The organism is Herbaspirillum sp. CAH-3 (genome assembly GCF_009668275.1).
In the GTDB taxonomy this organism is placed as follows: Bacteria; Pseudomonadota; Gammaproteobacteria; order Burkholderiales; family Burkholderiaceae_D; genus Herbaspirillum; species Herbaspirillum aquaticum.
This window is the reverse complement of sequence record NZ_VSWE01000003.1, coordinates 122,477-148,202: the sequence shown is the minus strand read 5'-3', so window position 1 is coordinate 148,202 and position 25,726 is coordinate 122,477. Positions and strand designations below refer to the sequence as shown.

The 25,726-nt window shown below is 63.2% G+C and carries 24 protein-coding genes; 8 read left to right on the top strand and 16 right to left on the bottom strand.

The window, feature by feature from the left end; translation table 11 throughout:
• Positions 1-60: 60 nt before the first annotated feature.
• Both FYB76_RS05085 and FYB76_RS05080 read left to right on the top strand, forming a co-directional pair.
• Positions 61-843: an IclR family transcriptional regulator C-terminal domain-containing protein gene (locus FYB76_RS05085; RefSeq protein ID WP_088755639.1), complete on the top strand. Its 783-nt coding sequence runs from the start codon at positions 61-63 to the stop codon at positions 841-843.
• 25 nt (positions 844-868) lie between these two features.
• Positions 869-1,681 (top strand): IclR family transcriptional regulator C-terminal domain-containing protein, encoded by an 813-nt coding sequence (locus FYB76_RS05080; protein WP_154132884.1) that lies wholly within the window; start codon positions 869-871, stop codon positions 1,679-1,681.
• Between the two features lie 47 nt (positions 1,682-1,728).
• On the opposite strand, the gene nfsB is transcribed toward FYB76_RS05080, so the two are convergent.
• Positions 1,729-2,382, bottom strand: a complete 654-nt coding sequence (gene nfsB, locus FYB76_RS05075) for an oxygen-insensitive NAD(P)H nitroreductase (RefSeq protein ID WP_154132883.1) — start codon at positions 2,380-2,382, stop codon at positions 1,729-1,731.
• 195 nt (positions 2,383-2,577) lie between these two features.
• On the opposite strand from nfsB, the gene FYB76_RS05070 reads away from it, so the two are divergent.
• Entirely contained in the window at positions 2,578-3,483 is a 906-nt protein-coding gene (locus FYB76_RS05070) for a LysR family transcriptional regulator (RefSeq protein WP_034330560.1), read from the top strand.
• Positions 3,484-3,493: 10 nt separating this feature from the next.
• Here FYB76_RS05070 and FYB76_RS05065 read toward each other — a convergent pair whose 3' ends face one another.
• The 7 genes from FYB76_RS05065 to FYB76_RS05035 form a co-directional block, all read right to left on the bottom strand.
• Positions 3,494-4,453: a DMT family transporter gene (locus tag FYB76_RS05065; protein ID WP_154132882.1), complete on the bottom strand. Its 960-nt coding sequence runs from the start codon at positions 4,451-4,453 to the stop codon at positions 3,494-3,496.
• 307 nt (positions 4,454-4,760) lie between these two features.
• Complete coding sequence (locus FYB76_RS05060; RefSeq protein ID WP_304599215.1) at positions 4,761-6,344, bottom strand: methyl-accepting chemotaxis protein; 1,584 nt, start codon at positions 6,342-6,344, stop codon at positions 4,761-4,763.
• Positions 6,345-6,533: 189 nt separating this feature from the next.
• A complete protein-coding gene (gene hydA, locus FYB76_RS05055; protein WP_154132881.1) occupies positions 6,534-7,958 on the bottom strand; it encodes a dihydropyrimidinase in 1,425 nt (474 codons plus the stop codon).
• A gap of 114 nt (positions 7,959-8,072) precedes the next feature.
• Positions 8,073-8,801 (bottom strand): aspartate/glutamate racemase family protein, encoded by a 729-nt coding sequence (locus FYB76_RS05050; RefSeq protein WP_088755645.1) that lies wholly within the window; start codon positions 8,799-8,801, stop codon positions 8,073-8,075.
• Between the two features lie 11 nt (positions 8,802-8,812).
• Positions 8,813-9,604: an ABC transporter ATP-binding protein gene (locus FYB76_RS05045; RefSeq protein ID WP_034330555.1), complete on the bottom strand. Its 792-nt coding sequence runs from the start codon at positions 9,602-9,604 to the stop codon at positions 8,813-8,815.
• Between the two features lie 31 nt (positions 9,605-9,635).
• On the bottom strand, positions 9,636-10,451 hold the full coding sequence (locus FYB76_RS05040; RefSeq protein ID WP_088755646.1) for an ABC transporter permease: 816 nt from the start codon (positions 10,449-10,451) through the stop codon (positions 9,636-9,638).
• 32 nt (positions 10,452-10,483) lie between these two features.
• The gene (locus FYB76_RS05035; RefSeq protein WP_195724570.1) at positions 10,484-11,524 is read right to left on the bottom strand and encodes an ABC transporter substrate-binding protein; all 1,041 of its coding nucleotides are present in this window, start codon (positions 11,522-11,524) and stop codon (positions 10,484-10,486) included.
• Between the two features lie 340 nt (positions 11,525-11,864).
• On the opposite strand from FYB76_RS05035, the gene FYB76_RS05030 reads away from it, so the two are divergent.
• Both FYB76_RS05030 and FYB76_RS05025 read left to right on the top strand, forming a co-directional pair.
• Positions 11,865-12,629: a GntR family transcriptional regulator gene (locus FYB76_RS05030; RefSeq protein ID WP_088755648.1), complete on the top strand. Its 765-nt coding sequence runs from the start codon at positions 11,865-11,867 to the stop codon at positions 12,627-12,629.
• A gap of 97 nt (positions 12,630-12,726) precedes the next feature.
• Complete coding sequence (locus FYB76_RS05025) at positions 12,727-13,521, top strand: enoyl-CoA hydratase (RefSeq protein WP_154132879.1); 795 nt, start codon at positions 12,727-12,729, stop codon at positions 13,519-13,521.
• Here FYB76_RS05025 and FYB76_RS05020 read toward each other — a convergent pair whose 3' ends face one another.
• The 5 genes from FYB76_RS05020 to FYB76_RS05000 all read right to left on the bottom strand — a co-directional run bounded on the left by FYB76_RS05020 (position 13,522) and on the right by FYB76_RS05000 (position 19,019).
• Positions 13,522-14,070 (bottom strand): hypothetical protein, encoded by a 549-nt coding sequence (locus tag FYB76_RS05020; RefSeq protein ID WP_154132878.1) that lies wholly within the window; start codon positions 14,068-14,070, stop codon positions 13,522-13,524.
• A 69-nt stretch (positions 14,071-14,139) separates the two neighbouring features.
• Positions 14,140-14,838: a hypothetical protein gene (locus tag FYB76_RS05015; RefSeq protein ID WP_229296882.1), complete on the bottom strand. Its 699-nt coding sequence runs from the start codon at positions 14,836-14,838 to the stop codon at positions 14,140-14,142.
• Positions 14,839-14,862: 24 nt separating this feature from the next.
• Positions 14,863-15,528: a hypothetical protein gene (locus tag FYB76_RS05010; protein ID WP_229296881.1), complete on the bottom strand. Its 666-nt coding sequence runs from the start codon at positions 15,526-15,528 to the stop codon at positions 14,863-14,865.
• Positions 15,467-16,495: a hypothetical protein gene (locus FYB76_RS05005; protein WP_229296880.1), complete on the bottom strand. Its 1,029-nt coding sequence runs from the start codon at positions 16,493-16,495 to the stop codon at positions 15,467-15,469. Before FYB76_RS05005 ends, FYB76_RS05010 begins: the two co-directional genes overlap by 62 nt.
• Positions 16,446-19,019, bottom strand: a complete 2,574-nt coding sequence (locus FYB76_RS05000) for a type VI secretion system Vgr family protein (protein ID WP_229296879.1) — start codon at positions 19,017-19,019, stop codon at positions 16,446-16,448. Before FYB76_RS05000 ends, FYB76_RS05005 begins: the two co-directional genes overlap by 50 nt.
• 458 nt (positions 19,020-19,477) lie before the next feature.
• Between FYB76_RS05000 and FYB76_RS04995 the strand changes: the two genes are divergently transcribed.
• The 3 genes from FYB76_RS04995 to FYB76_RS04985 all read left to right on the top strand — a co-directional run bounded on the left by FYB76_RS04995 (position 19,478) and on the right by FYB76_RS04985 (position 21,500).
• Positions 19,478-20,341 (top strand): TorF family putative porin, encoded by an 864-nt coding sequence (locus tag FYB76_RS04995; protein ID WP_154132876.1) that lies wholly within the window; start codon positions 19,478-19,480, stop codon positions 20,339-20,341.
• 50 nt (positions 20,342-20,391) lie between these two features.
• A complete protein-coding gene (locus tag FYB76_RS04990; protein WP_088755651.1) occupies positions 20,392-20,799 on the top strand; it encodes a hypothetical protein in 408 nt (135 codons plus the stop codon).
• Positions 20,800-20,903: 104 nt separating this feature from the next.
• Entirely contained in the window at positions 20,904-21,500 is a 597-nt protein-coding gene (locus FYB76_RS04985) for a hypothetical protein (RefSeq protein WP_229296878.1), read from the top strand.
• A gap of 18 nt (positions 21,501-21,518) precedes the next feature.
• Here FYB76_RS04985 and FYB76_RS04980 read toward each other — a convergent pair whose 3' ends face one another.
• The 3 genes from FYB76_RS04980 to kdpC all read right to left on the bottom strand — a co-directional run bounded on the left by FYB76_RS04980 (position 21,519) and on the right by kdpC (position 25,697).
• Positions 21,519-22,229, bottom strand: coding sequence for a response regulator (locus FYB76_RS04980; protein ID WP_039787013.1), 711 nt, complete (start codon positions 22,227-22,229; stop codon positions 21,519-21,521).
• Between the two features lie 9 nt (positions 22,230-22,238).
• Entirely contained in the window at positions 22,239-24,995 is a 2,757-nt protein-coding gene (locus tag FYB76_RS04975; RefSeq protein WP_154132875.1) for a sensor histidine kinase KdpD, read from the bottom strand.
• Positions 24,996-25,085: 90 nt separating this feature from the next.
• Complete coding sequence (gene kdpC / locus FYB76_RS04970; RefSeq protein WP_154132874.1) at positions 25,086-25,697, bottom strand: potassium-transporting ATPase subunit KdpC; 612 nt, start codon at positions 25,695-25,697, stop codon at positions 25,086-25,088.
• Positions 25,698-25,726: the final 29 nt, after the last annotated feature.

The window sequence follows — 25,726 nt, the reverse complement described above, 5'->3', positions numbered from 1 at the left end:
AAAACGTGCGATAATCGCGCAACTTGTTCGCCAATCACTCATTTCTGGAATTTTTTTACGATGATCGACCAAAACCCGGTAGAACTGGACATCCAGAAGCGTGACCTGATCGAGGGATTGATGAAGGGTTTTGACGTCATCACGGCCTTCACCAGCGAGTCGCCGCAGCTGACCGCCAGCGAAGTGGCCGAGCGTGTGGGCCTGACCCGCAGCGCTGCGCGCCGCTACCTGTTGACGCTGGTGCATACCGGCATGGCGGCTTCGGACGGCAAGAAGTTCTGGCTCATGCCGCGCCTGCTGAACCTGGGCCAGTCCTACCTGGAATCGGCCCGCGTGCCGCGCGCGGTGGTGCCCTTCCTGCAGCGCTTGACCCAACAGCTGCAGGAGTCCACCAACTTCTCGCTGCTCGATGGCGACGAGATCGTCTACGTCACCCGCGTCACGGCCGCGCAACTGGTCAATGCCGGTTTCGAACCGGGCACGCGCCTGCCGGCCTACACCACCACCGCCGGCCGGGTGCTGCTGGGCATGCGCGAGGATGCGGAGATCACCGCCTATCTCGACCGCGTCACCCTGATCCCGCACACCCACATGGCCATGACCGACAAGGCGGCACTCTTTGCCGAGATCGTCACCATGCGCAAGCAGGGTTACGGCATCACCGAGAACCAGTTCGAGATGGGCATGCGCGGCATCGCCATCCCGGTCAAGAACCGCAATGGCCGCGTCATCGGTGCCCTGAGCGTGACCTCCAACATCGCCGCCTGCTCGCGCGAGGACGCCATCGCGCGCGGCGTGCCGGCACTGCAGACCACGGCCAATACCCTGATGATGTGGGTATGAGGACCGTGCACAAGAGGAGTCCGCGATGAGCGATGTGGAGAGAATCGACTTGCCGGAAGACAGCAGCGAGGCTGGCGAGGGCGGCCTGGCCCGGCGCGACTGGATTGCCGGACTGGAGAAGGGATTGCTGATCCTGGAAGCCTTCGACTACGACAACCAGCGCATGACCTCGGCGCAAGTGGCGGCCCGCACCGGGCTGTCGCGCACGGCGGCGCGGCGCTACCTGCTCACGCTGGAGCACCTGGGCTACCTGCACAGCGAAGGCAAGACCTTCGCCCTGACGCCCAGGGTGCTGAAAGTGGGCTGGTCGTATTTCGATTCGGCACCGTTGCCGCGCATCCTGCAGCCGCACCTGCAGCAGATCACCGGGCAGACCGGCGAGGCCGTCTATGCCAGCGTGCTCGATGGCTGGGACCTGGTCTTCATCGCGCGCAATGGCACGTCGCGCGTGATGACCACCGGCTTCGTGCTGGGCGCGCGGGTGCCGGCGCAGCTGGCTTCACCGGGCATCGTGATGCTGGGCGCGCTGCCCGAGCAGCAGGTGCGCGAGTGGCTGTCCACCTGTGCCATGACGCCCTTCACGCCCCATACCATCACCGATCCGGATCGCCTCTACGAATTGATCGCGCAGGCGCGCCAGCAGGGTTATGCCCTGGTGGAGCAGCAATTGCAGACGGGGGTACGCGGCATTGCGGTGCCGCTCAAGAATCGGCATGCCAAGGTGGTGGGCGCGCTCAGCCTCAGCTTCCCGCTGGCAGTGGAATCGCAGGAACAGACGCTGGCGCGCGTGCTGCCCGCCTTGCAGCAGGCAGCCAATGCGCTGATCCATCAGGTGTGAGGGACCAGCGCGTGATGCCGATGCGTGATGCCGATGCGTGATGCCGATTACAGGTCGGTGAAGACAGTCTCGGCCGCCAGGCGCGACTTCGGCAGCTTGGCGTTGAAGTCATCTGCACCGCTGTAGCCCAGGCCAACCAGCACGACGCTGGTGAAGCCCTTCTCGCGCAGACCCAGTTCTTCGTCCAGCACCTTGGCATTGAAACCTTCCATCGGCACCGCATCCACTTCCAGTTCGGCCGCGCCCAAGAGCAGCGTTCCGAGGGCCAGGTAGACCTGCTTTTCCATCCAGTGCTGGGCATCCTTCAATTCATAGCGATGCAGGTTGCTGTAAAGCAGGCGCGAACCGCGCTGGCCGGCCTTGGCATCGGCGTTGACGAAGCGGCCGTCGGCTTCTTCTTTCTCCAGCAGGGCCTCCAGGTGCGGCTCGCTGATGCCGGTGCGGGCGCACAGCACCAGCACGTGCGAGGCGTTGAGGATCTTGGGCAGGTTGTAGGGATAACCGGCTTCGGCGGCCTTGCCGATGCGGGCCTTGGCGGCATCGCTGGAGGCCACCACGAAATGCCAGGGCTGCGAGTTCACCGAGGACGGGGCCAGGCGCAGCAGCTCGCGCAGTTCGGCAATGATGTTTTCGGGGATCTTGCGGCTGGGGTCGAAGGCCTTGGTGGAGTGGCGTTTGCGGGCGGCTTGGAGCAGGCTCATGGGGTTTCCTTGCGTTTAATGGTTTGGCGTTGAGCATTAAATTGCGCTTAATGCTCCTGAATTGACTGGTGCGGCTTGAATGACATCATCGGGCAGGATGCGGTTTCAAAAAAGAGGAGCGTGGCAGAAACATTTTCAAAAATAATTTGAAAGTAGAATGAGCGCTTTGATTCGTCTTCGTCCTCGTTCCCGCTCATGATCCGCCTGGAAGACCTCGCCATCTTCGTCTGCGCCGCTGACAACGGCAGCCTCTCCGCCGCTGCCCGCCAGCACGATGTCACCCCGGCGGTGGCCAGTGCCGCGATGAAGCGCCTGGAAGGCGAACTCGGCGCGCGCCTGCTGGCGCGCTCCACCCGCAGCCTGCGCCTGACGCCCGACGGCGAACGCTACCTGCAATACGCCCGCAACGTGCTGGCCGAAGTCAATGCCGGACGCGATGCCGTGGCCCATGGCCGGCGCGTGGTCGGCGGCAACCTCTCGCTGTCGGTGCCCTCCGATCTCGGGCGCAACCTGATGTGCCAGTGGCTCGATGAATTCCTCGCCCAGCATCCGGCCGTGAGCCTGCAGGTGCGCATCAGCGACCGCGTGGCCGACATGTTCCGCCAGCCGGTGGAGGTGGCCATCCGCTACAGCCCGCCGGAAGATTCCAGCCTGGTGGCCCTGCCCCTGGCCCCGGACAACCGCCGCGTGCTGTGCGCCTCACCTGACTACCTGGCGCGCCACGGCCGCCCGCGCACACCGGCCGATCTGCGCCAGCACAATTGCCTGCGCTATCTGCTCTCGGACATGCTGCATTCGCAATGGACCTTCTTCAAGGACGGCACGCCAGTGCAGGTGCAGGTCAGTGGCGACCGCGTCTGCGACGATGGCGAACTGGTACACCGCTGGGCCGTGGAAGGCCGCGGCATTGCCTACAAGTCGCGGCTGGACGTGCTGGCCGACCTGCGCAACGGAAAACTGGAAGCGCTGATGGAGGATTACCAGGGTGAGGCGTCGCCGCTGAACCTGGTCTGCACGCATCGCATGAGCCTCTCGCCCACGGTGCGTGCCCTGCGTGAATTGCTCGGGGAGCGCGTGGCGCGTTATCTCACCGATCGCTAGCCAGAAAACATCAAGCCTTGCTGAGCACGCGGCGCAAACCCAGCGACGGCAGCGCCGGCAACACCAGGCCCAGGCACAGCAGGCCCATGCCCAGCAGCAGGTCCGCCGAGAGCTTCTCGCCGAAGACCAGCGAAGACAGCGTCAGTCCCACCACCGGCACCCCCAGCATGCACACCGACACCGTCACCGGCGAGAGGCGCTGGGTCATCTGCAGCACGATCAGGAAGGTCAGCGCAGTGGCCAGCGGACCGGTGTAGGCGATCACGCCCCAGGAGTGCGGATCGGCCAGGAACGTCGGCGCGCCATCCACCAGCAGGGCCAGCACGCACAGCGGCACGGCGGCCACCAGGGTCTGCCAGGGCAGGAGGTCAAAGTCCAGCTTCACGCCCGGCGTCATCTTGATCTGCAGGATGTTCATGGCCCAGGAAAGCGAAGCCGCACCCAGCATCAGGTAGCCGATCATGCTGTGCATGTCCGCGTGCAGCAGCGCCGGCAGCACGATCACGGCCATGCCCGCATAGCTGCAGACGGTGGCCAGCGATTGCTGGGTACTCAGCTTGTGCTTCAGCACCAGTGCTGCGCCCGGCACCACCCAGATCGAGGTGGCATAGGCGATCAGCGAGGCGCGCCCCGGCATGACGAAGTGCAAAGCACCGGTCACCAGGGCCGTGAAGAGGCCCATCTGCAGCACGCCCACGCCAGCCACCACCGGCCACTCCTGGCGCGTGGGCAGACGCAGCTTGCCGAGCGCTGCGGCAATGATGAAACTGAGGATCGCCGCCGACAGGAAACGGCTGGCCGCAAACCACAGCGGCGGGATGAACTGGCTGCCGAATTTCATCACCGGCCAGTTGCCACCCCAGATGCAGATCGCTACCACCACGCACACCAGGAACAGCCGGCTCATCGGCTGTGGCCGGGAGGCAGGGATGCTGGCGGATCGGGCGGGTGCGGCAATGGCGGTGGACATCAGGGGCTCCAGAGGGGAAACGGCGCGCCGCAGCAGGCATGCTGCAGCGCATCCAAACGGCTCCCATGGTAGAGAAGAGGCGGCAGATAGTGCTGCCGTATTTGACGGGAGGAAACTCCCTGCACAGCACTTCATGCCGCGAAATTGCTGATTTGAAGATTATTTATCCGCGATAACGGATTTGGTGCAGCATGCACCACTCCGGACCCATCGTCGCCCCAAGCAAAAAGGGCGGCCTGCCGTCCCGCAGCAACCGCCCCGTATTTGGTCGAGTTGAAAGAAAATGCGGCCAGGCGGCCGCCAAGCCTCAGCGCACGGCCAAGCCCGCCTGCCCCTGTCGATCCAGGGTGAAGATCCCGACCAGATTGACCAGCTTGTCCGCCTGCTCCTGCAGCGACTGCGCGGCGGCCGCAGCCTGTTCGACCAAGGCGGCATTCTGCTGGGTGGTTTCATCCATCTGGGTGATGGCTTCACCGACCTGTTCGATACCGGCGCTCTGCTCGTGGCTGGCGGTGGCAATCTCGCTGACGACCGTGGAGACGCCCTGGATGCTGGCCACCACTTCCTGCATGGTCTGTCCGGCCTGCTGCACCAGGTGCGTACCGGCATCGACCTTGCCCACCGAATCATCGATCAGCTGCTTGATCTCCTTGGCGGCGGCAGCCGAACGCTGCGCCAGCGAGCGCACTTCGGAGGCCACCACGGCAAAGCCGCGTCCCTGCTCACCGGCGCGTGCCGCTTCCACGGCGGCATTCAGGGCCAGGATATTGGTCTGGAAGGCGATGCCGTCGATGACGCTGATGATGTCCACGATCTTGCGCGAGGAGGCATTGATGGAAGCCATGGTCTGTACCACCTGGCCCACCACTTCGCCGCCCTGGATCGCCACCTTCGCAGCCCCCGAGGCCAGTTCATTGGCGTGCTGGGCATTGGCGGCGTTCTGCTTGACGGTGGAGGTCAGTTCTTCCATTGCGGAGGCGGTCTCCTCCAGCGAGCCGGCCTGTTGCTCGGTGCGGTTGGAGAGATCCATGTTGCCATTGGCGATTTCGTCGACCGAGGTCTTGATGGAGGTGGTCGCGCCCTGGATGCCTTGCACGGTATCGACCAGGCGGTCGCGCGTGTAGGCGACGGCCGCCACCAGGCTGTGCTGGTCGCCGCCGTTGGTGCGGATGGTGCCGGTGAGGTCGCCGCCGGCGATCTTGCGGGCCATCTCGGCCGCTTCGGCCGGCTCGCCGCCGATGGAGCGGAAGATGTTGCGCGAGACCAGCCCGGCGATGATGGACAGCAGCACGCCCAAGGCGACCAGCACCACCACGGCCTGCACCAGGGCGCGGCGGAAGTCGGCCTCGATGTCATCGGAATAGACGCTGCAGATCAGGTCCCAATTCCAGGGCTTGAAGCGCTTGACGAAGCCCATCTTGGGACTCGGTTTGTCACTGCCGGGGCGCGGCCACCAGTATTCGAGAAAACCCTTGCCGGCCGGCGAGGCACCGGTGGCGGCGATCATCTTGTAGAGCTCGTTGCCCTTGGCATCCTTGAAGGACAGCATGTTGCGGCCATCGAGCTTGGTGTTGATGGGATGCATGACGATGGTGGAATCCGCACCCACCAGGGTGGCATAGCCGTCGCCGGTGTAGCGCTGGTCGCGCACGCGGGCGATGGCGCCTTGCTGGGCGTAGGCGCGGGAGAGCTTGCCGTCGGCCTCCAGCTTGGCGAAACCGGCCACGGTGGTATAAGCCATTTCGGTCACGTCCTCCAGGCCGCGCTGGCGTTCGGCGATCTGCAGGTCACGCGTCTGGTACGCGTGCCAGACGGAGAGGAACAGCAAGGCTATCCAGGAAAACACCAGGGGCAGCCAGAGTTTTTTCTTCAGCGAGAGTCGATTCATCATGGGCGTGGAGGCGTGGTCGTTATGGGAATGGCGAACGGAACGTCATTGGCGGGAATGACACGACCACGCGGCCCCAGCTTGCCGCCAGGCAATGCATGGCGATCCTCCCCCCCATGCAGGTTACGGCTGGCAACACGCCCGCTAAAGGCCAAACTGACAATTAATCGATAAATTGTTTATAAATTCCTGTTAGACAGGAATTTGCACCTTGGGCCGGGCCGGATCCGGCAAGCCGCAGGGGAGGAATTGCCCGCGCCCAGGGGTGCCCAGCACCTCGCCATCGCGCCAGACGATCTCGCCGCGCGAGAGCGTGAGCACCGGCCAGCCGGTCAGCGACATGCCCTCATAGGGCGTGTAGTCCACATCGTGATGCAGCATGCTGTTGCGGACCGTGACCTGGCGATGCGGATCCCAGATGGCGATGTCGGCATCGCTGCCGATGGCAATGGTGCCCTTGCGCGGATAGAGGCCATACATCTTGGCCGGGTCGGTGGCGGTCAGCGCCACGAAACGGTTGAGATCGATGCGGCCGCGGCCCACGCCTTCGGAAAACAGGATGGGCATGCGCGTCTCCAGTCCCGGCGTGCCATTGGGGATGTAGCGGAACGGTACCTCCTTGCCGCCCGGCTTCTTGCCTTGCGGATCTTCGTAGCGGAAAGGCGCGTGGTCGGAAGAGAAGACCGTGAACAGGCCGCTGGCCAGGCCATCCCATACGTATTGCTGGTTGGCCTTGTCGCGCGGCGGCGGGCTGCAGACGCACTTGGCGCCGTGGTAGCCGTCATCGAGATGATCAGCCGTCAGCACCAGGTATTGCGGGCAGGTCTCGGCGTGGATGCGCAGGCCGTGACCGTGCGCCCAGCGGATCTGCTCGATGGCTTCACGACCGGAGACATGCACGATCAGGATGGGCACATCCACCAGCTCCGAGAGCGCAATGGCACGATGGGTGGCTTCGCGCTCGACCATCATCGGGCGCGAGTGGGCGTGATACTTCGGCGCGGTCAGGCCGGCCTCTTCCAGCTGCTCGGTGAGCCAGCCGATGCAGTCGGCATTTTCCGCGTGCACCATGACCAGCGCCCCTTCCCTGCGGGCCAGCGCCAGCAGGTCGAGGATCTGGCGGTCATTGAGCTTGAGATCGTCATAGGTCATGTAGATCTTGAAGGAGGTATAGCCCTCGCGCACCAGTTGCGGCAGTTCGTTCTTGAGCACCTCTTCGCTGGGGTCGCTGACGATCATGTGGAAGGCATAGTCGATCACCGCCTTGCCCTCGGCGCGGCGATGATAATCCTCCACGGCCGCGCGCAGTGAGCCGCCCTTGGCCTGGGCCGCAAAGGGGATCACGGTGGTGGTGCCGCCGCAGGCAGCAGAGATGGTGCCGCTCCTGAAATCGTCGGCCATGCGCAGGCCCTCTTCCATGGGCTGGTCCAGGTGGCAATGCGCATCCACGCCGCCGGGCAGCACCAGCTTGCCGCTGGCATCGATCTCCTCGCGTCCGGGCGGCAGGCCCCGTCCCAGCATGGCGACCTTGCCGTCCTTGATGCCGACGTCGCATTGCATGATGTCGGAGGCCGTCGCAACGGTGCCGTTGCGGATCACCAGGTCAAAGCTGTCCATCCGTATTCCTTTCGAACGAGCGTGTATCACCCCGCGCCACCGGCATGCGTCGGGGCGTGGGACTGAAAATGAAAATGGAAGAGGCCGCCGATGCGGCCGGTGCCTGGTTTGGTGCTAGCGCACGTCGCGGAACAGGCTGCCCCAGCCGCGAATGCGCGAAGGATCGGCACCGGCCTGCTGCAGCGATTTCCACACCACGGTGGAGATGGTGTCGTAGATCGGGATGCCGACCTCGCGCTCCAGTTCTTCCACCAGCGGTGCACCGCGCAGGTTGGTGCAGAAGATGGTGATGGCCTGCGGTTTGTCCTTGGCCACTTCATGCACCATGGCGCGCAGCTCTTGCGCCCCCACTTCGGAGAAGGAGAAATTGTCCTGCTTGCGCAGGTGGCGTTCGGACACGCATTCCAGCCCCGAGGCCGCGTAGTTCTCGATGATGGCGGCCTGCACCTCGTCCAGGTAAGGGGTGACCAGCCCGAAGCGCTTCACGCCGGTGAGATCGAAGATCTCGTTCAAGGCCAGCACGGAAGTACAGGCCGGGATGCCGGTGGCTTCGGTGATGCGGCGGCACAGGCGTTCATCGGCATCGAAACCCAGCCAGCCCGAGGAGGTCCCGTTCCAGGCGATGCTGCCGACCTTGGCATGCGAGAGCAGTTCGGCGGCGCGCAGGATTTCGCTGTCATCGAACTGGGCCAGCGCCTGGTTGGACAGCGCGATCTCGGTCACGCGGAAGCGGCCGAAGTGGGCGCTGGCTTCCGGGATGTCGGCCAGCATGGCGGTGGTGACCGGCTCCAGCGTGGTGTTGGAGGACGGCGTGAGCATGCCGAGCAGGGTGCGGGGGATCATGGGTTTTCCTTTCAGGCTGCCAGCAGGGCAGCGTCGGCATGGGCCAGCGCCGATTCCTCGCGGATCAGGCTCAGCACGTGGCGTTTGTACTGGTTGAATTCGGGCGTGGTGGTATCGCGCGGACGCGGCAGATCGATGTCGATCAGCTCGCGCATGCGGCCCGGGCGATGCGTCATCACGGCCACCTTGGTGGCCAGGATCAGGGCTTCGTCGACGCTATGGGTGACGAAGACGATGGTGCCTTCGTAGCGCTGCCACAAGGCCACCAGTTCTTCCTGCATCTCCATCTTGGTCTGTGCATCGAGTGCGGCGAAGGGTTCGTCCATCAGGATCACCGAGGGGTTCTGCAGCAGCGCGCGCGCAATGCCCACACGCTGTGCCATGCCGCCCGAGAGTTCGCTCGGATAGTGGTTCTCGAAACCCTTGAGCTTGACCGTCTCGATGAAAGGCTGCGCCGCCGCGCGCCGCTCGGCTGCGCTCTTGCCCTGCAGCTTGAGCGAGAAGGCGACGTTGTCCCATACCGGCAGCCAGGGCATGAGGTTGGCCTGCTGGAACACCATGCCGCGATCGGCACCGGGGCCGGTGATGGGCTTGCCGGCGACCGTGACCACGCCGCTGGTCGGGAACTCGAAGCCGGCGATCATGTTCAGCAACGTGGACTTGCCGCAACCGGAGGGGCCGAGCAGGCAGAGGAATTCCTTCTTCTCCAGGCGCAGGCTCACGTGGTCGATGGCCAGCATGTCGGTGCCGCGCTTGCGGTCCTTGAAGACCTTGACGATATCGTTCAATTCGATGAATGCCATGATGCGATGTCCTTGAGGGTTGAATACGTGCTCAGGCCTTGCCTTGCACGGTGGCCACGTGCTGCCAGCGCAGCATGGAATGCATGATCTGCTTGAGGATCCAGTCCGCCAGGAAACCGAGCAGGCCGATGCTGATCATGGCCGCGATCACCAGGTCATAGCGCAGGAAGTAATACGAATCCCACAGCGCATAGCCGAGCCCGCTCTTGACGGCCACCATCTCGGCGGTGACGGTGAGCATCCAGGCGCTGCCGATGCCGATGCGCAGGCCCGCAAAGATGCTGGGCATGGCCGCCGGCAGGATCACGAAGCGCAGCAGCTGGCCCTGCTTTGCACCGGCCATGGCGGCCGCGCGCAGCAGGTTGCGGTCGGCGGTTTTGACGCCGTGGACGGTATTCATCAGGATCGGGAAGAACGCCCCCAGGAACACCAGGAAGATGGCCGGCTTGTTGGCGATGCCGAACCAGATGATGGCCAGCGGAATCCACGACACCGGCGGAATCGGCCGCAGCATCTGCACCGTCGGTTCGATGGTGCGCTCGACCCAGCGCCACCAGCCGATGGCCACGCCCAGGGCGATGCCCGAGAGCGCGGCGATGAGGTAGCCGGCGGTCACGCGCAGGCAGCTGGCCATGGCGTCGTAGATCCATTTACCGCTGCTGTCCTGGGCGGCTTCGTTGATGCCGAAGATCCAGTCCATCCAGGTGGCGAACACCCGCGAGGGTGCCGGCAGCAGGGAGGCCGGAATCACGCCCGAGCGGGAGAAGGCCTCCCAGAACAGCACCAGCAACAGCGGCACCGCAAAGCGCCACTTGGCTTCCGACAGGGATTGTTTCCATCCGCTCATGTTGATTCCTTCAATACTGGTGGGGTGCTGGATCAATAACCCAGTTCGGTCTTGGGCTTGCCGGTCACGCTCATCAGGAAGCTGTAGTCCATGTTCTTCTCGGCCAGCGCAGACACGTCGGTAGAAACGTATTTCAGGTCTTTCATCATCCCGGCGATGGCCTTGGTTTGCGTGCGGTACATGCGGTAGTCGGGATAGGCATTGTTGAGGGCTTCGGTGGCGATCTTGGGATCCAGGCCGGTGCCCTTGACGATGCTGTTGATCCAGCCCTGCTTGTCCTTCTGCAGGCCATCCACCAGCTTGACCACTGCCGCCACCGTTTCCTTGACCGCAGCCGGCTGCTCCTTGATGACATCCGAACGGGTGACGATCAGGTTGGTCAGGCGCCCGGCCGCCTGGTCATACGGATACGCAAAATGCTTGCCAACCCCGGTCATGCGGATCTGCGACGCGAAGGGTTCGACCGAACAGATCAGTTCCACTTCACCGCGCGAGAGTGCAGCGGCGTGATCGGAAGGATTGGGGATGTTGACGAACTGCACGTCCTTGGAGGGATCGATGCCGTGACCGGCCAGTTCGCCCCGCATGTGCAGGTCCTGCGCATTGCCGCGCGAGGCGGCGATGCGGAAGGGCTTGCCTTCGGCCTTGTATTGCGCGATCAGCTTCTTGAGACCGGCCCAGTCATCCGAGGCCAGCTTGCTGTCCTTGCCCACCAGCATCTCCGAGCCGCCATTGACCTGGCCCGACACGGCCACCAGGTCAAAGCCCTTGTCCAATCCGCTGACATAGGCCAGGTAGGTGACCTGGGCGATGTCCACGCTCTTGGACACCAGCGCGGTCAGCGCATCGCTGCCGGCGGTGAAGTTGATGCCTTCGATCTCCACGTTCTGGGCCAGCCCCGGCACCATGGCCATGGACATGCAATGCGCACACTTGGCGTAGGCCAGCTTGATCTTGGGCTTGGCCTGGGCCATGGCCGAACCGGCGCCCAAGGTACTGCAGGCCACGAGGCCGGCCAGGGCAAGCGCCTTGAAGAACAGGCCGGAGGGGGACTTGCGGACTTGCTGTTGCATGGTTTTCTCCCAGGTGGACAATCGGAATGAATTATTTTGTGACAATCCTGATTTCTATTGCCACCGTTTATGCAAAGCCTGTGCCAGCCGTGAAAGCGGATGTCGCAGCGCTTGGGAAATCGCCTCAAACCCCCTTCGCATGGCGGCTTCCCGCAATTTTCCGCGATTGTCATTGCCGACGAGAAACAGGGGAGTCCGCACCAAAAGCAAGCCAATTCCGCCAAGCCGGGGCACAACTTCGCCCCGCAAGAGTGCAACATTAGGCAGCCAATTTTGTGACAATCAAATCCCACAATTTTCCGCTATCATGACGGGCAAACCAATGCCACTACAGAGACCCATGCGCCCGACTCCCGCCAGCAGCCCTCGCAAGAAACACAGCAAGCACGAGCATCCGGACAACAGCCCCCTGCCCGGCCAGGCCTTCAGCGTGCGGCCGCTGGCGGGGGATGCGATCTATGAGCGCATCGTCGGCGCCATCATGGAACACCGCCTCACGCCCGGCACCAAGCTGGTCGAGGAGAAGCTGGCCGGCATCTTCGGCGTGAACCGTACGCGGGTGCGTGAGGTGCTGGCGCGGCTGGCGCATGAGGGCCTGATCACGACCATTCCCAATCGCGGTGCCTTCGTGGCCAGCCCGACGCCGGAAGAGGCACGCAACATCTTTGCCGCGCGCCGCATGCTGGAACCGGCTCTGCTGCGCCATCTTTGCGAGCACACGCGTCCTGAACACATCGCGCTGCTGCGCGCCCACGTGGCCGAGGAAGCGCAGGCGCGCGCCAACAACGACCGCCGCGCCATCATCCGGCTGTCGGGCGAATTCCACATCCGCATCGCCGACATGGTGGACAACCCGGTGATGAGCAAGATGATGCGCGAGCTGGCATCGCTGACCTGTCTCATCATCGTGCTGTACGATTCGCCGACGGTGCCGGCCTGCACCCACGACGACCATGGCGACATCATCGATGCCATCTCCGCCGGCCGTACCGAGGAGGCGGTGGAGACCATGCTGGCGCACCTGCACCACATTGAAAGCGTGCTCGACATGTCCGCGCCGCAGGGTGAGGATGAAGACCTTGAGGCGCTGCTGGGGATGGTCTAGCGCCTTCGTCCTGCACGCGGGGCTCGCTTGAGTTAGTCTTCCGAAAAAGCCCGGCGCGACCATGACACGGGCGCCCATCACCTGTGGAGGAGACACCATGCAAGACGCAAGCCAGGACCTGCTGCTGCGCCAAGACGCGCAGGGCATCACCACCCTCACCCTCAACCGGCCGGCGCAATTCAATGCGCTCTCTGAAGCGATGCTGGCGGCGCTGCAGGCGCAGCTCGATGCACTGGCGCAGGACCCGCAGGTACGCTGCGTGATCCTGGCCGCCAGCGGCCGCGCCTTCTGCGCCGGCCACGACCTGCGCGAGATGCGTGCCACGCCCGAGCAGGCGTATTACCAGCAATTGTTTGATCGTTGCAGCCGCCTGATGCAGTCCTTGCGTGCGCTGCCGGTACCCGTCATCGCCAAGGTGCAGGGACTGGCCACGGCGGCCGGCTGCCAGCTGGTGGCTGCCTGCGACCTGGCGGTGGCCAGCGAGGGGGCGCGCTTTGCGGTCTCGGGCATCAACGTTGGCTTGTTCTGTTCCACCCCGGCGGTGGCCTTGACGCGCAACCTGCCGATCAAGCGCGCCTTCGAGATGCTGGTCACGGGCAAATTCATCGATGCCGACACGGCCGCGCAATGGGGGCTCATCAACCAGGCGGTGCGCGCGGACGAACTCGATGCGGCCACCGAAGCGCTGGCGCGGGAGATCTGCAGCAAGCCTGCCATCTCGATTGCGCGCGGCAAGGCCATGGTGTACCGCCAGCAGATGATGGCGCTGCCTGATGCTTACGCCCATGCAGCCGAGGTGATGGCCTGCAACATCATGGATGCGGAGGCGATGGAGGGGATACAGGCGTTTCTGGAAAAGCGGGCGCCCAACTGGGCTGGACGGGGAGATTGATCAGGTCTTCATCAGATACCAGAAGACGGGCCTATCCTGCGCGTCCACTTCGGGCAAGGGCATGGTATCGCCTTCCCGCAATTCGCACTGCCGTTGCTCCAGTCGCCTTGCGAGCCAGCGGCCCGTGCGCGGGCAGGGCTGCTCAGGATACGCGGCCAGCGCCGTGCAGCTCTGCCGGAGCTGGCGATAGTCTTCGGAAAGGCGCAACGCGCGTAGGTCCAGTGTTGCCAGGAGGCGGCGCAAATCGTCGAGGGCATCGTCATCGTAGAAGCCGTCGCGCACCAGCAGGAATTTCTTCTTGCCCAGCGGGGTCATGGCGATGGCACCGGGGCGTTCTTCCACCATCTCGATCAAGCCGGCTTCCTGGGCTGCCGACAGGGCTTCGTTGACCAGGTCGATGGGGAGGCCCTGCAGTACATCGGAATCCGGCACCGCACCCAGGCGGATGGCTTGCTCGCCGTCGTAGTCGGCCATGGCGAAGGGGAAGAGGACGGCGCGGATAAAATCGTCGGGGATGGATTCGATGTCGGGGTTCGGTGGACTGAACATGAAGAACTTCCTTGTCGTAGTCAGGGAGATTGGGGCGAGAGTCGAGTGCAGTTTCTGAAGGCGGCCGCGCTACTCCACAGACATGATCTGAGGAATTACCTTTCCGTCACGCACGCGCAAAAACTCCACTGGTTCCCCGACATGATTCACCTCATAGCCGAGTGGTTTTCCATCCATCACCATCGAGTAACCTGTGTCGCAGCCAAGCATGTTGCGATGAATGATGTCCACCTTGGACTTGGTCAGTTTGAGAAGATAAGCCTTCTTCTCCGGATCGCCACTGGAGCAGCGCGAATAGGCCTCGCTTTGTTGTGCCGGAGGCGCGATGGTCATGACGACGTAATGTGTCTTGCCTGATCGGATGAGACTATCGTTATCGATTTCCAGGACGAACTTCTTCCTGAACAAGGCATTGATCTCTTCCGAAAACAGCAGCTCAAGAGGCCCATAGACCAACAGGTTAAGCAAATACACCGGCTTTAGCGGCGGCATCTCGCAGCAGTTACCACCGTCTTCATACACGAAGGCGTATTGCGGAAGCCCATCACTACGCAAGAAATGCGATTTTCTTATTTTCGCCAATTTCTCTTCTGGAAACACGACCGCAGCACAAGCGCTCGCCATTCCCAAAAAGAAGACCATCCCAAAACACATCATCTTGAAACTGATCCGCATACAAAGCTCCTGTCCCGTAGTTCTAAAATTATTTATTGAATTTCCAAGCATCCATATCCATGCTGCGCAGACAGGATTGAGTTGAAAATCCATGAATCAGGTTTCGAGAGGGCAGGTTCATTTGGAGCCGCCTGTCTTGTAATAGTCAGGCTCCCTGACGACGTTATCGCCACGCAACATGTATCGCACCGTTCGGCGTGTCTGTCCCTCCTCGATAACACGGTATCCAAGATCAGCGCCCTCTTGAATCAGCTCATAACTGGTTGCACAGCCTCCAAAGAATCGGTTGACGACCTTGAGCATCCCCGCAGAAATGGCCAACAGATAGGCACGATCCTCGCCAGCGCCGATCATGCAGGGGACATAGCGCGGGTTGTTTTGTGCAGGTCGTGACATGGCAAGAACGATGTAGTCCGTCTGGCCCTGACTCAGGAGGATGTCGGATTGAAGTTCCAAACTGAACTCCCCCTTGATGAGCTTGTCGATCTCGGGTGAAGAAATCAGCTTGCTCACAGGGTCAGCGCTGATATTGAGCAAATAAACTGGCCGCGCCGAACTACCGGTTTTCGCCTCAGATCCGTCCGCATGAACCAGTACATATTTCCCTGGCGGGTTTCCCTTTTTGGATTGCTCGCGATATTGGGAAAGGATCTTTTCACTGATCTTGGGAAGCTCTCCGGCAAAGGAAGACCATGGCAACACCAGCAAGAGAACAAGAAATTTATTCCCCTGCGATATGGTCCGCATAACAGACTCCCGAATATTTCCAAGCATGTTCTTCATCTTGCCCCGCCTTCATCTTTGAATAAGTCACTTTATCTCGGTCATGCAGTTCACTTTCCGTTTTTCCGGAATTGGACTCCAGTGTCATATCCCATCCAATGTTTCCTGTCTTCGTATCACACAGGATGCTCTTCTGACGAACCCACTTCTTCTTGTCTTGATCCCATTCGTGGTACTTTCCCCCATTCCACCGCGTGATAGTTTCTATATCCAGCATCTCCTCCGTGTACGAAACAGGCTTTTCTTTCTCAAAATCTTTTTTTGCAGCAGCCCGCTTCTTCCGGAGCAGTGCAATCCCGGCATCAACGTTATCTTTCCAGCTCCATATTTGGGTATAAGTCGGCATTGGATTGGTAAGCTGAACGACACCAAATCCCCTGTCTCCGGCAACGATGGGCTCCAGGTCCTTGTTGATTACATGCTTGAACCGGGACTCCTGTTGGATCAACTTTTCCATTAGCGGCTCATCGCGAGTCCGAATGTAGGCTTTGATCCGATCCGCACCGGGCTGCTTTGCCAACACCTTGACCGTTCGGATGAACTCCCTTTGACCGACCTGTACTACTACCCTCAGCGTGCCGCCAATAACAGCGCCAATTCTTCGGGCATTCCAGTGTCTTTCGTCCTGCGTGAATGCTCCAGACTTGCTGAGATTCTTGACAGTTTTCCCTCTCGCCTTTTCGCTCAAGCTGCTTACCTGAGCACTCCAGGTCATCACCCATTTCCACACATAAGGTCCCGGGACATCAGTCGTGAATTCAAACTCCACATCCGGAAATAGCGCATCCTCATCGATATAAAAAATTTCCCCGGTCACCGGCTTGATCCATTCGCCGACGTCATCCTTGTGTACGATCACCTCAACGCCAGACCCCACCGTCCGATTCGTTGTCCCTGCGCTCTTGGCGACCTTGCGGCTAAGCCTCCTTTTCTTCCTCTTCTTTCCTTGCTTCAACGGCTGCATCATCTGTCTCCTCTTCTACCTCATGCAAGATCTCGATCTCCAGATTTTCTGGTCGATCAGTAGCGAAATACGGTGTCCATCCTTGGACATCGCTCCTTCCCTCCCAGGTTTTTCCACTGCTGCTGCGAGCGCGATAGCGGACGTTCTTCAGCGGACGTTTGAGCTCATCGACCAACCTGAAACGCTCGTCAAAAATCGCCATCCCCTCCGCTTCCACCTGCGGCACCGGCATCGCATTCCCGCCTTCAAAATGCTTCACGCTCGCCCGCACCTGAAACTGTCCTCGCGTCCCCAGTTCTATCCCTTGCGCATCCAGCCGCACATAACTGCCGCCACCATTGAGCAGGATGCGCTGACGCGCGCTGAGGACGATTTCATCGGAGGTCTGCGTGATCTTCAGCTTGGCCAGCAGATGAATGCCGTCCGATAGCGCGCGCAAATCAATGTCCCCGGCAGCCGCCACCATGCGCAGCCCGGCCTTCTGCACGAACAGCCGCAGGCTCTCGCGCACGCTGGCAAAGAAGCCTCCGCCTGCACTGAGGGCAATGTGGCGGCCAGCCGTGACCGCCGTGTCTGCGGTACTGGCCAGATGCGTGTCCTGTCCACTGCTGGCCGCGATACCGGCCGGACTGGCCAGCACTAGCAGCGGCGTAGCCAGTTCCGGGAAAGCCTCCTCCTCATCCGGCCCATCGTTGCCACGCAGGGCCTGGTTCTGCGCATGCACGGCGGCGGCCACCTGCGCCTGCTGCGCCTCGGCCTCCTGCGCCGAGGCCTGCCGTGCAAGACGCGCCAGTGCCTGCTGCTCCTGGCGAGCACGCACCAGGCGCGCCAAGGTCTCGCCCAGGTCCTTGGCATGGCGGCGCGCGCGGGGTCGGGCTTCGGTGGTGACCAGCATGCCGCGTCCGGCCCGCAGCACGCCCCATGCATCAGTGCGCAGTTCCCATCCCTGGCCGCGTGCCTCCTGGCGGCCTTGCTGGTCCTCGATGCGGCACAGGTGCCCCAGCGACAGCTGGCTGTCGTATTGATCGCTCCTGAGCTGCACCTGCAAGCGGCCCGCCGTGTCGTCGAGAATCAGATGGTTGCTGCGTCCCAGTGCGCCGTTGCCACCATCGTCGGTGAGCTCGCGACTGCGCAGGCCGGTCAGTGCGCGCTGTGCAGGCAGCGCCCATGGCGGCAGATGGTCAGCGTTGAAGAGGCCGCCCACGATGACGGGCCGGTCGGGATTGCCATCCAGCCACTGCACCAGCACTTCCGCGCCAACCCGAGGCAAGGCCAGCGCGCCAAGCTGCGCACCTGCCCATGGACTGACTACGCGGATCCAGGCAGAACTGCCACTGTCAAGCCGGCCTTCCCGGTCCCAGTGGAATTGCACCCGTACGCGCGCATACTCATCGGTGTGCAGCGCAGGCTGCCCGGGCAAGCCCACCACGGTCGCCGTCTGCGCGCCGCGCGCGGTGGGTAACTGGCTGTTGTATCCGGGAGCGGGGCGCCAGGGAACCTGGCGACGCATGCAACTGAATTGGTTACGATACGGACGCGCATCGTCGCCCTCTGCCGCAGGAAGATAGTTGTTGCGCACGCGATGGCGCACCGCCAGGACCAGGAACTCATCCCTGCCCTGCGCTGCCTGCCGCCCCAGGCGCTGACACTCAAAATGTTCCACCAGCCGGAACCAGCGCCCCGGCATCAGGGCCCGACAATTGCCCTCTCCCTCCACCTGGCGCGCGCGGGCTTCGATCTCCTCGATACGCAGGCGGCTCTGGGCATCGCCGTCGTCCCGGTTGCGGTAGCCATAGTGGCCGGTGAACACATAGTGCTCGAGTGACGGCGCCACGCCCTGCCGGTTCAACGTCGGCACCGCCATCCAGCGCGGCGTGGGCGACTTGAAATCGAAGCTGCCCAACACCACGCTGCCGGCCGTCATCTCGCGCTGAGGCGACCAGCGATCGATGGCGTCGTCTTCACCGCTACCGCCTTCGCCGTGGAAGCGCACGCTGTCATCGCCCTCGATGGCGCTTTGCTGCCGGCTGTCGCTGCCCACGACCAAGGTGTGGCCGGTGGCGTCATGCTCGTACCAGTAGTGCCAGCCGGCGGCTTCCCAGCGGCGACTGAGGTAGTTGTGATCGCTTTCCCCGTACTGGCAGGCGTCGGTCATGACGGCGTCGCCGCTGCTGACCTGCCACTGCCAGCGCGCATGCAGCGGGTAGTCGGCGAAGATCTCGGCTGTCTGCTGATGCAGGGTCTTGTCATGGAAGAGATAGTGATCGCGCCGCAAGGAGAGCATCCTGAACCACGGCCCCAGCTGCGCTTCATAGACGACGATGGCGCCATCGGCGCGTTGGCGGGAGAACCCGAACACGTAGCCGGAAAAGTAACGCAATTGACCATCTTCGCGCACCAGCTCGACCACCAGCAGCTTGCCCATCAAGGCCTTCAGCGGCAGGTGCGGATCATCGCTGAGCAGTTCCACCACAAAGCTGAAGTCGCGCGAGAGCAACTCCTCTGCATCGAGCCGTTGGACCAGCAAGGGCGCCTCCGGTCCATCCCCATGGGGAAAGTGCAAGCGCATGAGGCGCCGATGCTGCGGTTCCTGCCCCCATCGCGCGAACGCCTCAGCAGAGGTCGGAATGGATGTCCGGATTGATGTCGGTGATGCGTCCATACAAGCTCCTGCCATGACAGCGCCTGCGGCATGCAGGTGCAAAGGCAGGACTGTGCCGCCTTACCGCACCGAAAAGATCAGTCACGCGGACAAATGAAGGGAATGTAGAAATTCGTCCATGTCCGGGACAAAAAAATTCTAGGCGGTGCACAGCTCTTTTGATGTATGGCAAAACACCGATCTACTTCCATGCAACGCACTTCCGGAAATTGGGCGCTTGTTTTCTTTATGAGATGTTTACAAGCGGGCGGCAAAGTTTTATCCGGATTAAACACGTCAAAACCTAAGCTTGCGGCTCTTCAACCCACGGAGCCACCAGCATCATGAACCGCCACACGCCACAACACATCGACTATCCCGCACAGCAAGACATGGCACCGCCGGGCCAGCGTCGCCTGCGCCATGCGCAGCTGGCGGGCCTGGCCACGCTGGCCGCCGCAGGCGCGCTGCTGGCCATCGCCGTGGTCGCACCGGCCCAGGCGCAGGAAGCAGCACCCGCCACGCCGGATGCCAACGCCTCGCCGCTGCACCTGGCCGGCAACATCGGCATCGTCAGCCAATACGTCTTCCGCGGCACCACCCAGACCAACCAGAAACCGGCCCTGCAAGGCGGCTTCGACCTGACCCATGACAATGGCCTCTATGCCGGTGTCTGGATGTCCAACATCAGCTGGATCTCGGACACCAATCCGGCCGCCTCGGCCAGCCTCGAAGCCGATGTCTACGGCGGCTGGAAACCGGCCCTCACCGATTGGCTCACCGGCGACATCGGCGTGCTGCACTACGCCTATCCCGGCAGCTACCCGGCCGGCATGACCAAACCCGATACCACCGAGGTCTACCTCGGCGTGGATGCCAAGTGGATCGCCTTCAAGTATTCGTACAGCACCGGCAATACCTTCGGCAATGCCGATACGCGCGGCAGCACCTACGCCGACCTGTCGGTGAACCATGAACTCTTCGCCGGCATCACCGGCCTGGCCCACATCGGCCGCCAGCGCTACACCGGCCCCAATGCCGCCAACCTCTCCTACACCGACTGGAAACTGGGCCTCTCGCGCGACTTCTCCGGTTACGTGCTGGGCCTGGCCTGGACCAGCAGCAATGCGCCCGCTGCCGGCTACACGCTGCGTGGCAAGAACATCGGCAGCAACCAGTGGACCGCGTCGGTCAACAAGAGCTTCTGAGTCCTGCCCGTCGCCTGACAAAAAGAATCATCACAAGGAGGTGCATCATCATGCGTAGCCGTCTGCACTGGAAACGTGGCGAGGATCGCCTCCACCCGCTCTCGCCGCGCCATCTCTTCCTGCGTACCGCCCAGCGCCGCCGCTATCGCTGCGTGCTGGTAGCGCTGCTGATCTTCGTGCTCTGCGCCAGCATGGCGCCCCTCACGCAGGCCGTGGCCCCCTATCGCTCGCCGGAAGACTACGGCCCCTCGCCGCAAGCCCTGCAGCATCGCAACGAATGCCGACAGCAGATCAGCGACTCCATGCCCGGGAAGATCGAGAGCGAGGAATTCGTGGCCCGTACCGACCACGAATACTTCCGTTACGTGGTGCGGCATGCCCTGCGGGAAGTTCTCTTCATCTGCGATGCGCGTACCGGCCAGATCCGCCGCCAGATCGATATCTGGGGGGATCTTTAGGTTCATATCGCGCTAGAACCGCCGTCCGGCGGGCATTCCCGTCTGGGCACACAGCCGGGCTGGACAATCGGGCGAGCTGACGGCAAGATGCGGCATCCTTATCCATGCCCCACTTGACCGACCTGCCCATGCAAGCCGACTACGCCACCATCCTGCAGTGGATCTACCTGTTCAATTCCCTGGCCCTGGCCCAGCTGGCCCTGAAGCAGCTGGGACGCCGCCGCAAGGCGCGCGCGCTGGAACAACGCTTTCGCGCTGCCCAGACCGCCGAATGGCGCAACACCGCACCGGACTTCATGCACGCGCGGCTAGGCACGCCCCATGCGCAGGAAGCGCGCGAAGACGGTGCCATGCTCTATCGTTGGCGCGGCGAACGGCACTGGCTGGAGGCGCTCTATCGCGAGGGTCGCTGCGAGAGCGTGGAGGTGTCCGACCATCTGGAAGAAAGCTTCCCGACCGTCAATACCTATTTCAACTGCGCCGTGCTGGCCGCACTGGTCTGCGCCTGGAAATTCTCGGGATTGGCCGATGCGCCGGAGCTGCCGGTGGCAGCGGCGGGCAAGCAATACCTCGCCAACTTCATCGTCTTCCTGGCCGGGGCCTGGCTGCTCTCCTTCGTGCTCAAGCGCCAGCGCATGCTGTTGAACCTGGGCTGCATCGTGATGGTGGTACTGGCCCTGCCGCTGCTGAACTGGCCTTGAGGCCGGTTCACTCCAGTTTCATTCGGCCACCACATCGGCCACCCGATAGCCCACGCCGATCTCGGTGAGGATGTGTACCGGCTGGGCCGCATCGCGTTCCAGTTTCTGGCGCAGGCGCTGCATGTAGATGCGCAGGTAGTGGCCATCTTCGGCATGCGAGGGGCCCCATCCGGCCACCAGCAACTGGCGGTGCGTGATGACGCGCCCTGCATCGCGCAACAAGGTGGCCAGCAAGCGATATTCAATCTGCGTCAGGTGCAGCGCCTCGCCATTGCGGCTCACGCTGCGCGCCGGCAGGTCCACCACCACGTCCCCAAGACGATAGCGGCCGCTGGACTGCCCTGCGCCTGACGCGCGCGCATGGCGGCGCAATTGCGCACGCATGCGGGCCAGCAGTTCGGGCATGCCGAAGGGCTTGACCAGGTAGTCGTCGGCACCGGCGTCGAGGGCTTCCACCTTTTCTGACTCCTGCGTGCGCGCCGAGAGAATCACGATGGGCACGCTGCTCCAGTTGCGGATTTCGCTGATGACCTGCTTGCCGTCGCCATCGGGCAAACCCAGGTCGAGGATGATGAGGTCGGGCTTGCGGGTCCCGGCTTCGGTGACGCCTTCGCGCGCGCTCTTGGCTTCATGGACGATGAAGCCCTCCTGTTCGAGCGCACTCCTCACCAGTTTGCGGATGTGCGGGTCATCTTCGATGAAGACGATGTTGCCTGCGTGTTCTTGCATGGGGTGTCCTTATTCTTCCGGCAGGGCGGGTTGCGTTTCCACCGGCAGCATGAAGCAGACGGTTGCGCCCTGCCCGGCTTCCTGCGGCGCGATCCAGATGCGGCCCTGGTGCGCCTCGATGATGGCGCGGCAGATCGCCAGGCCCAAGCCGACGCCGGGGGTGGACGATTCATTGTCGCCGCGCGTGAATTTTTCAAAGGCATGCTGCGTCATGGCCGGCGGGAAACCACGCCCGTGGTCGCTCACGCAGACCTTGACCTGGGGCTGGCCATCGCTGTCTTCCACATGCGCGCTGATGGCAATGGCGCTGCCGGCCGGGGAATACTTGATGGCGTTTTCCACCAGGTTGGCCAACACCCGTTCAAGCAGCACGGCATCGACCCGCAACAGCGGCAGGTCGGGCGCGATGCGCGTTTCCACCTGGCGTCCTTCCAGTGCCTTGGACAGCAGGCGCAGGGCCGAACCGGTCAATTCCTCCAGCGCATTCCATTGGCGATTCAAGGTCACCACGCCCGCCTGCAGGCGCGCCATGTCCAACAGGTTGTTCATCAGCCCGACCATCTTCTGCGATTGTTCGCTGATGGTACGCGCCATGGCGCGGGCGTCCTCATCCAGGCGCTCGTTGGCGGCCAGCACGTCGGCACTGCCCACCAGCGAGGTCAGCGGCGTGCGCAGGTCATGCGAGATGGCCGAGAGCAGCGAATTGCGCAGGCGTTCCGATTCCATCGTCACCAGCGCATCCTGGGCTACCTCGGCATAGTGCAGACGCTCGATGGCCATGGCGATCTGCGAGCAGAAAATTTCCAGCATCTGGCGATTCTCGGGCAAGGCCAGTTGAGCGGCAGCCAGTTGGCGCTCCTCTTCACTGGCGCCCTCGATGGCAAACGCCAGCACGCCGCGCGTGCGCATGGTCGCCGTCAGCGGCAGGTAAAGCGCCGCAGCCGAGGGCAAGGTCGCCGTGCCCTTGCCGGCGGCCTGGCCGTTGTCATAGACCCATTGCGCCACGCCCGCATCCACACTTTTGAGGACGTGCGGACCACCGCTGTCCTGCTCGGGCTCGGCCAGGCGCAACTGGTCGGCGCTATCAGGCAGGAAGAAGGCGATGCGCGCACCGAACACGGCGGCCAGGTGACGGCGGCCGATTTCCAGGATCTGGTCCAGCGTCAGCAGCGCCGACAATTCCTTGCCCAGCATGTAGAGATTGGCGGCCCGTCCTTCACGCTGCATGGCCACGCTGGCCTGGCGGCGCAGGCGCGCGGTGAGCGAGCTGATGAACAACGACACCGCCAGCATCACCGCCAGCGTCAGCAGGTACTGCGCATCGGAGACCGTGATCGAGAAGCGCGGATCGACGAAGAAAAAATCAAAGGACAGTACCGACAGCACCGACACCAGCGCCGAGGCCGCACGGCCATAGCGCATCGCCACCAGCATCACGCCGACGAGGTAGAGCATGATGACGTTGGCCGGATGCAGCTTGCCATCGAGCACGAAGGCCAGCGTGGTGGTGACGGCACAACTGGCCAGCGCCCACATGGTGCCGCGCGTGCGGCGGCGACGCGTGAGCAGGGCTTCGGCGGCGCTGGCGGCACTGTCGGTACGGGTCTGTTCCTGCTGCACCCGGGTGCGGCTGCGGGCGATGGTGTAGAGGTCGATCTCGCCGCCGCTGCGGGCGATGCGCTGGGCCAGGGTGCCACGCGGCCAGCGCAGCAGCTGGCGCAGGCCGCCCTCCTCCTGGCCGATCACCAGCTTGCCGGCATTGCGGCTGCGGGCGAATTGCAGCAGCGCGGCGGACAATTCCTCACCGCTGATGCTGGCCGTTTCTGCGCCCAGGGATTGCGCCAGTTTGAGATAAGAGACTACGCGCTCGCGCGCTTCCATCGCCTGGCGCTGGCCCGGCAGGTCCACGTGGACTGCCAGCCATTCGGCCTGCAGTTTGGCGGCCAGGCGAGCGGCTTCGCGGATCAGGCGTTCCTCGCCGGCACCGCTGCCGACGGCCACCACGATACGCTCGCGCGCCTGCCACAGCTGGGCAATGGAGCGGTCGGCGCGGTACTGTCGCATGTCCGCATCGACGCGGTCGGCGGTACGGCGCAAGGAGATCTCGCGCAGCGCGATCAGGTTGCCTTTGCGGAAGAAATGGCGCCCGGCCTTTTCGGCCTGCTGCGGCAGGTAGACCTTGCCCTGCTGCAGGCGGGCCAGCAATTCATCGGGCGGGATGTCCACCAGCATGACGTCGTCGGCTTCATCGAAGACATGGTCGGGCACCGTCTCGAAGACGCGGATGCCGGTGATCTGGCCGACCACGTCGTTGAGGCTTTCGATGTGCTGCACGTTGAGGGTGGTGTAGACATCGATGCCGGCGCGCAGCAGTTCATCGATGTCCTGCCAGCGTTTGGCATGGCGCGAGCCGGGCACGTTGGAGTGCGCCAGTTCGTCGACCAGGATCACGCCGGGCTGGCGTTCCAGTGCGGCATCCAGGTCGAACTCGGGCAACTGCCGATCGCGGTACGGCACCATGCGCATGGGCAGGCGCGTGAGACCGGCGAGCTGGGCCTCGGTCTCGGCGCGGCCATGGGTCTCGACCACGCCGGCGATCACATCCGTGCCTTGCGCAGCCAGCGCCTGGGCGGCTTCCAGCATGGCGAAGGTCTTGCCGACACCGGCCGAGAAGCCGAAGAAGATCTTCAGGCGGCCGCGCGCCTGGCGCTCTTCGTCGCGCATCACGCGTTCCAGCAGGTCGTCGGGGTCGGGGCGGGTGTTCATGTCAGGCGTTCAGGGTTGGAGCATTGTAGTGGCAAAAAGCCGGTGGCACGCGGGTTGCGTACCACCGGCCATGCTGCAGGCAGCAGGGGATTACTTGACCGCGTCCGCCTTGGGCAAGGGCGCCGCCGCATCCAGCGCCAGGTTCAGCTTGAGCACATTGACGCGCGGTTCCCCGAACAGGCCCCATTGCGGCGCCTCGCTGTTGACGCGCACCAGGGCACGCACCTGCTCCAGGGTGATGCCGCGCGCACGGGCCACGCGCCCGGCCTGGTACTCGGCAGCAGCCGGGCTGATCTGCGGATCCAGGCCGCTGGCCGAGGCCGTCAGCAGGTCGATGGGAATCGCCCCCTTGTTGTCGGGGTCGGCTTCCTGCAAGGCCTTGGCGCGGTCTTCAGCGGCTTGCTTCAAGGCCGGGTTGGTTGGTCCCAGGTTGCTGCCGCCGGAGGCCATGCCATTGTTGGGGAAGGTACCGGCCGCCGAAGGACGGCCCCAGAAGTAGGCCGGGCTGGTGAAGTTCTGGCCGATCAGTTCCGAACCGACCACCTGGCCTTGCCGTTCGATCAGGCTGCCATTGGCCTGCTGCGGGAAGAAGGCCTGTGCCAGCGTGGTCACCAGGAGCGGATACAGGCCGCCCAGCAGCACACCCAACAGGAGGAAGAGCGTGATGGCCGGACGCAGCGGATGGGGAGTCGAGGTTTTCATGTGACTTTCCTTGAGAGTCGTAATCAGGT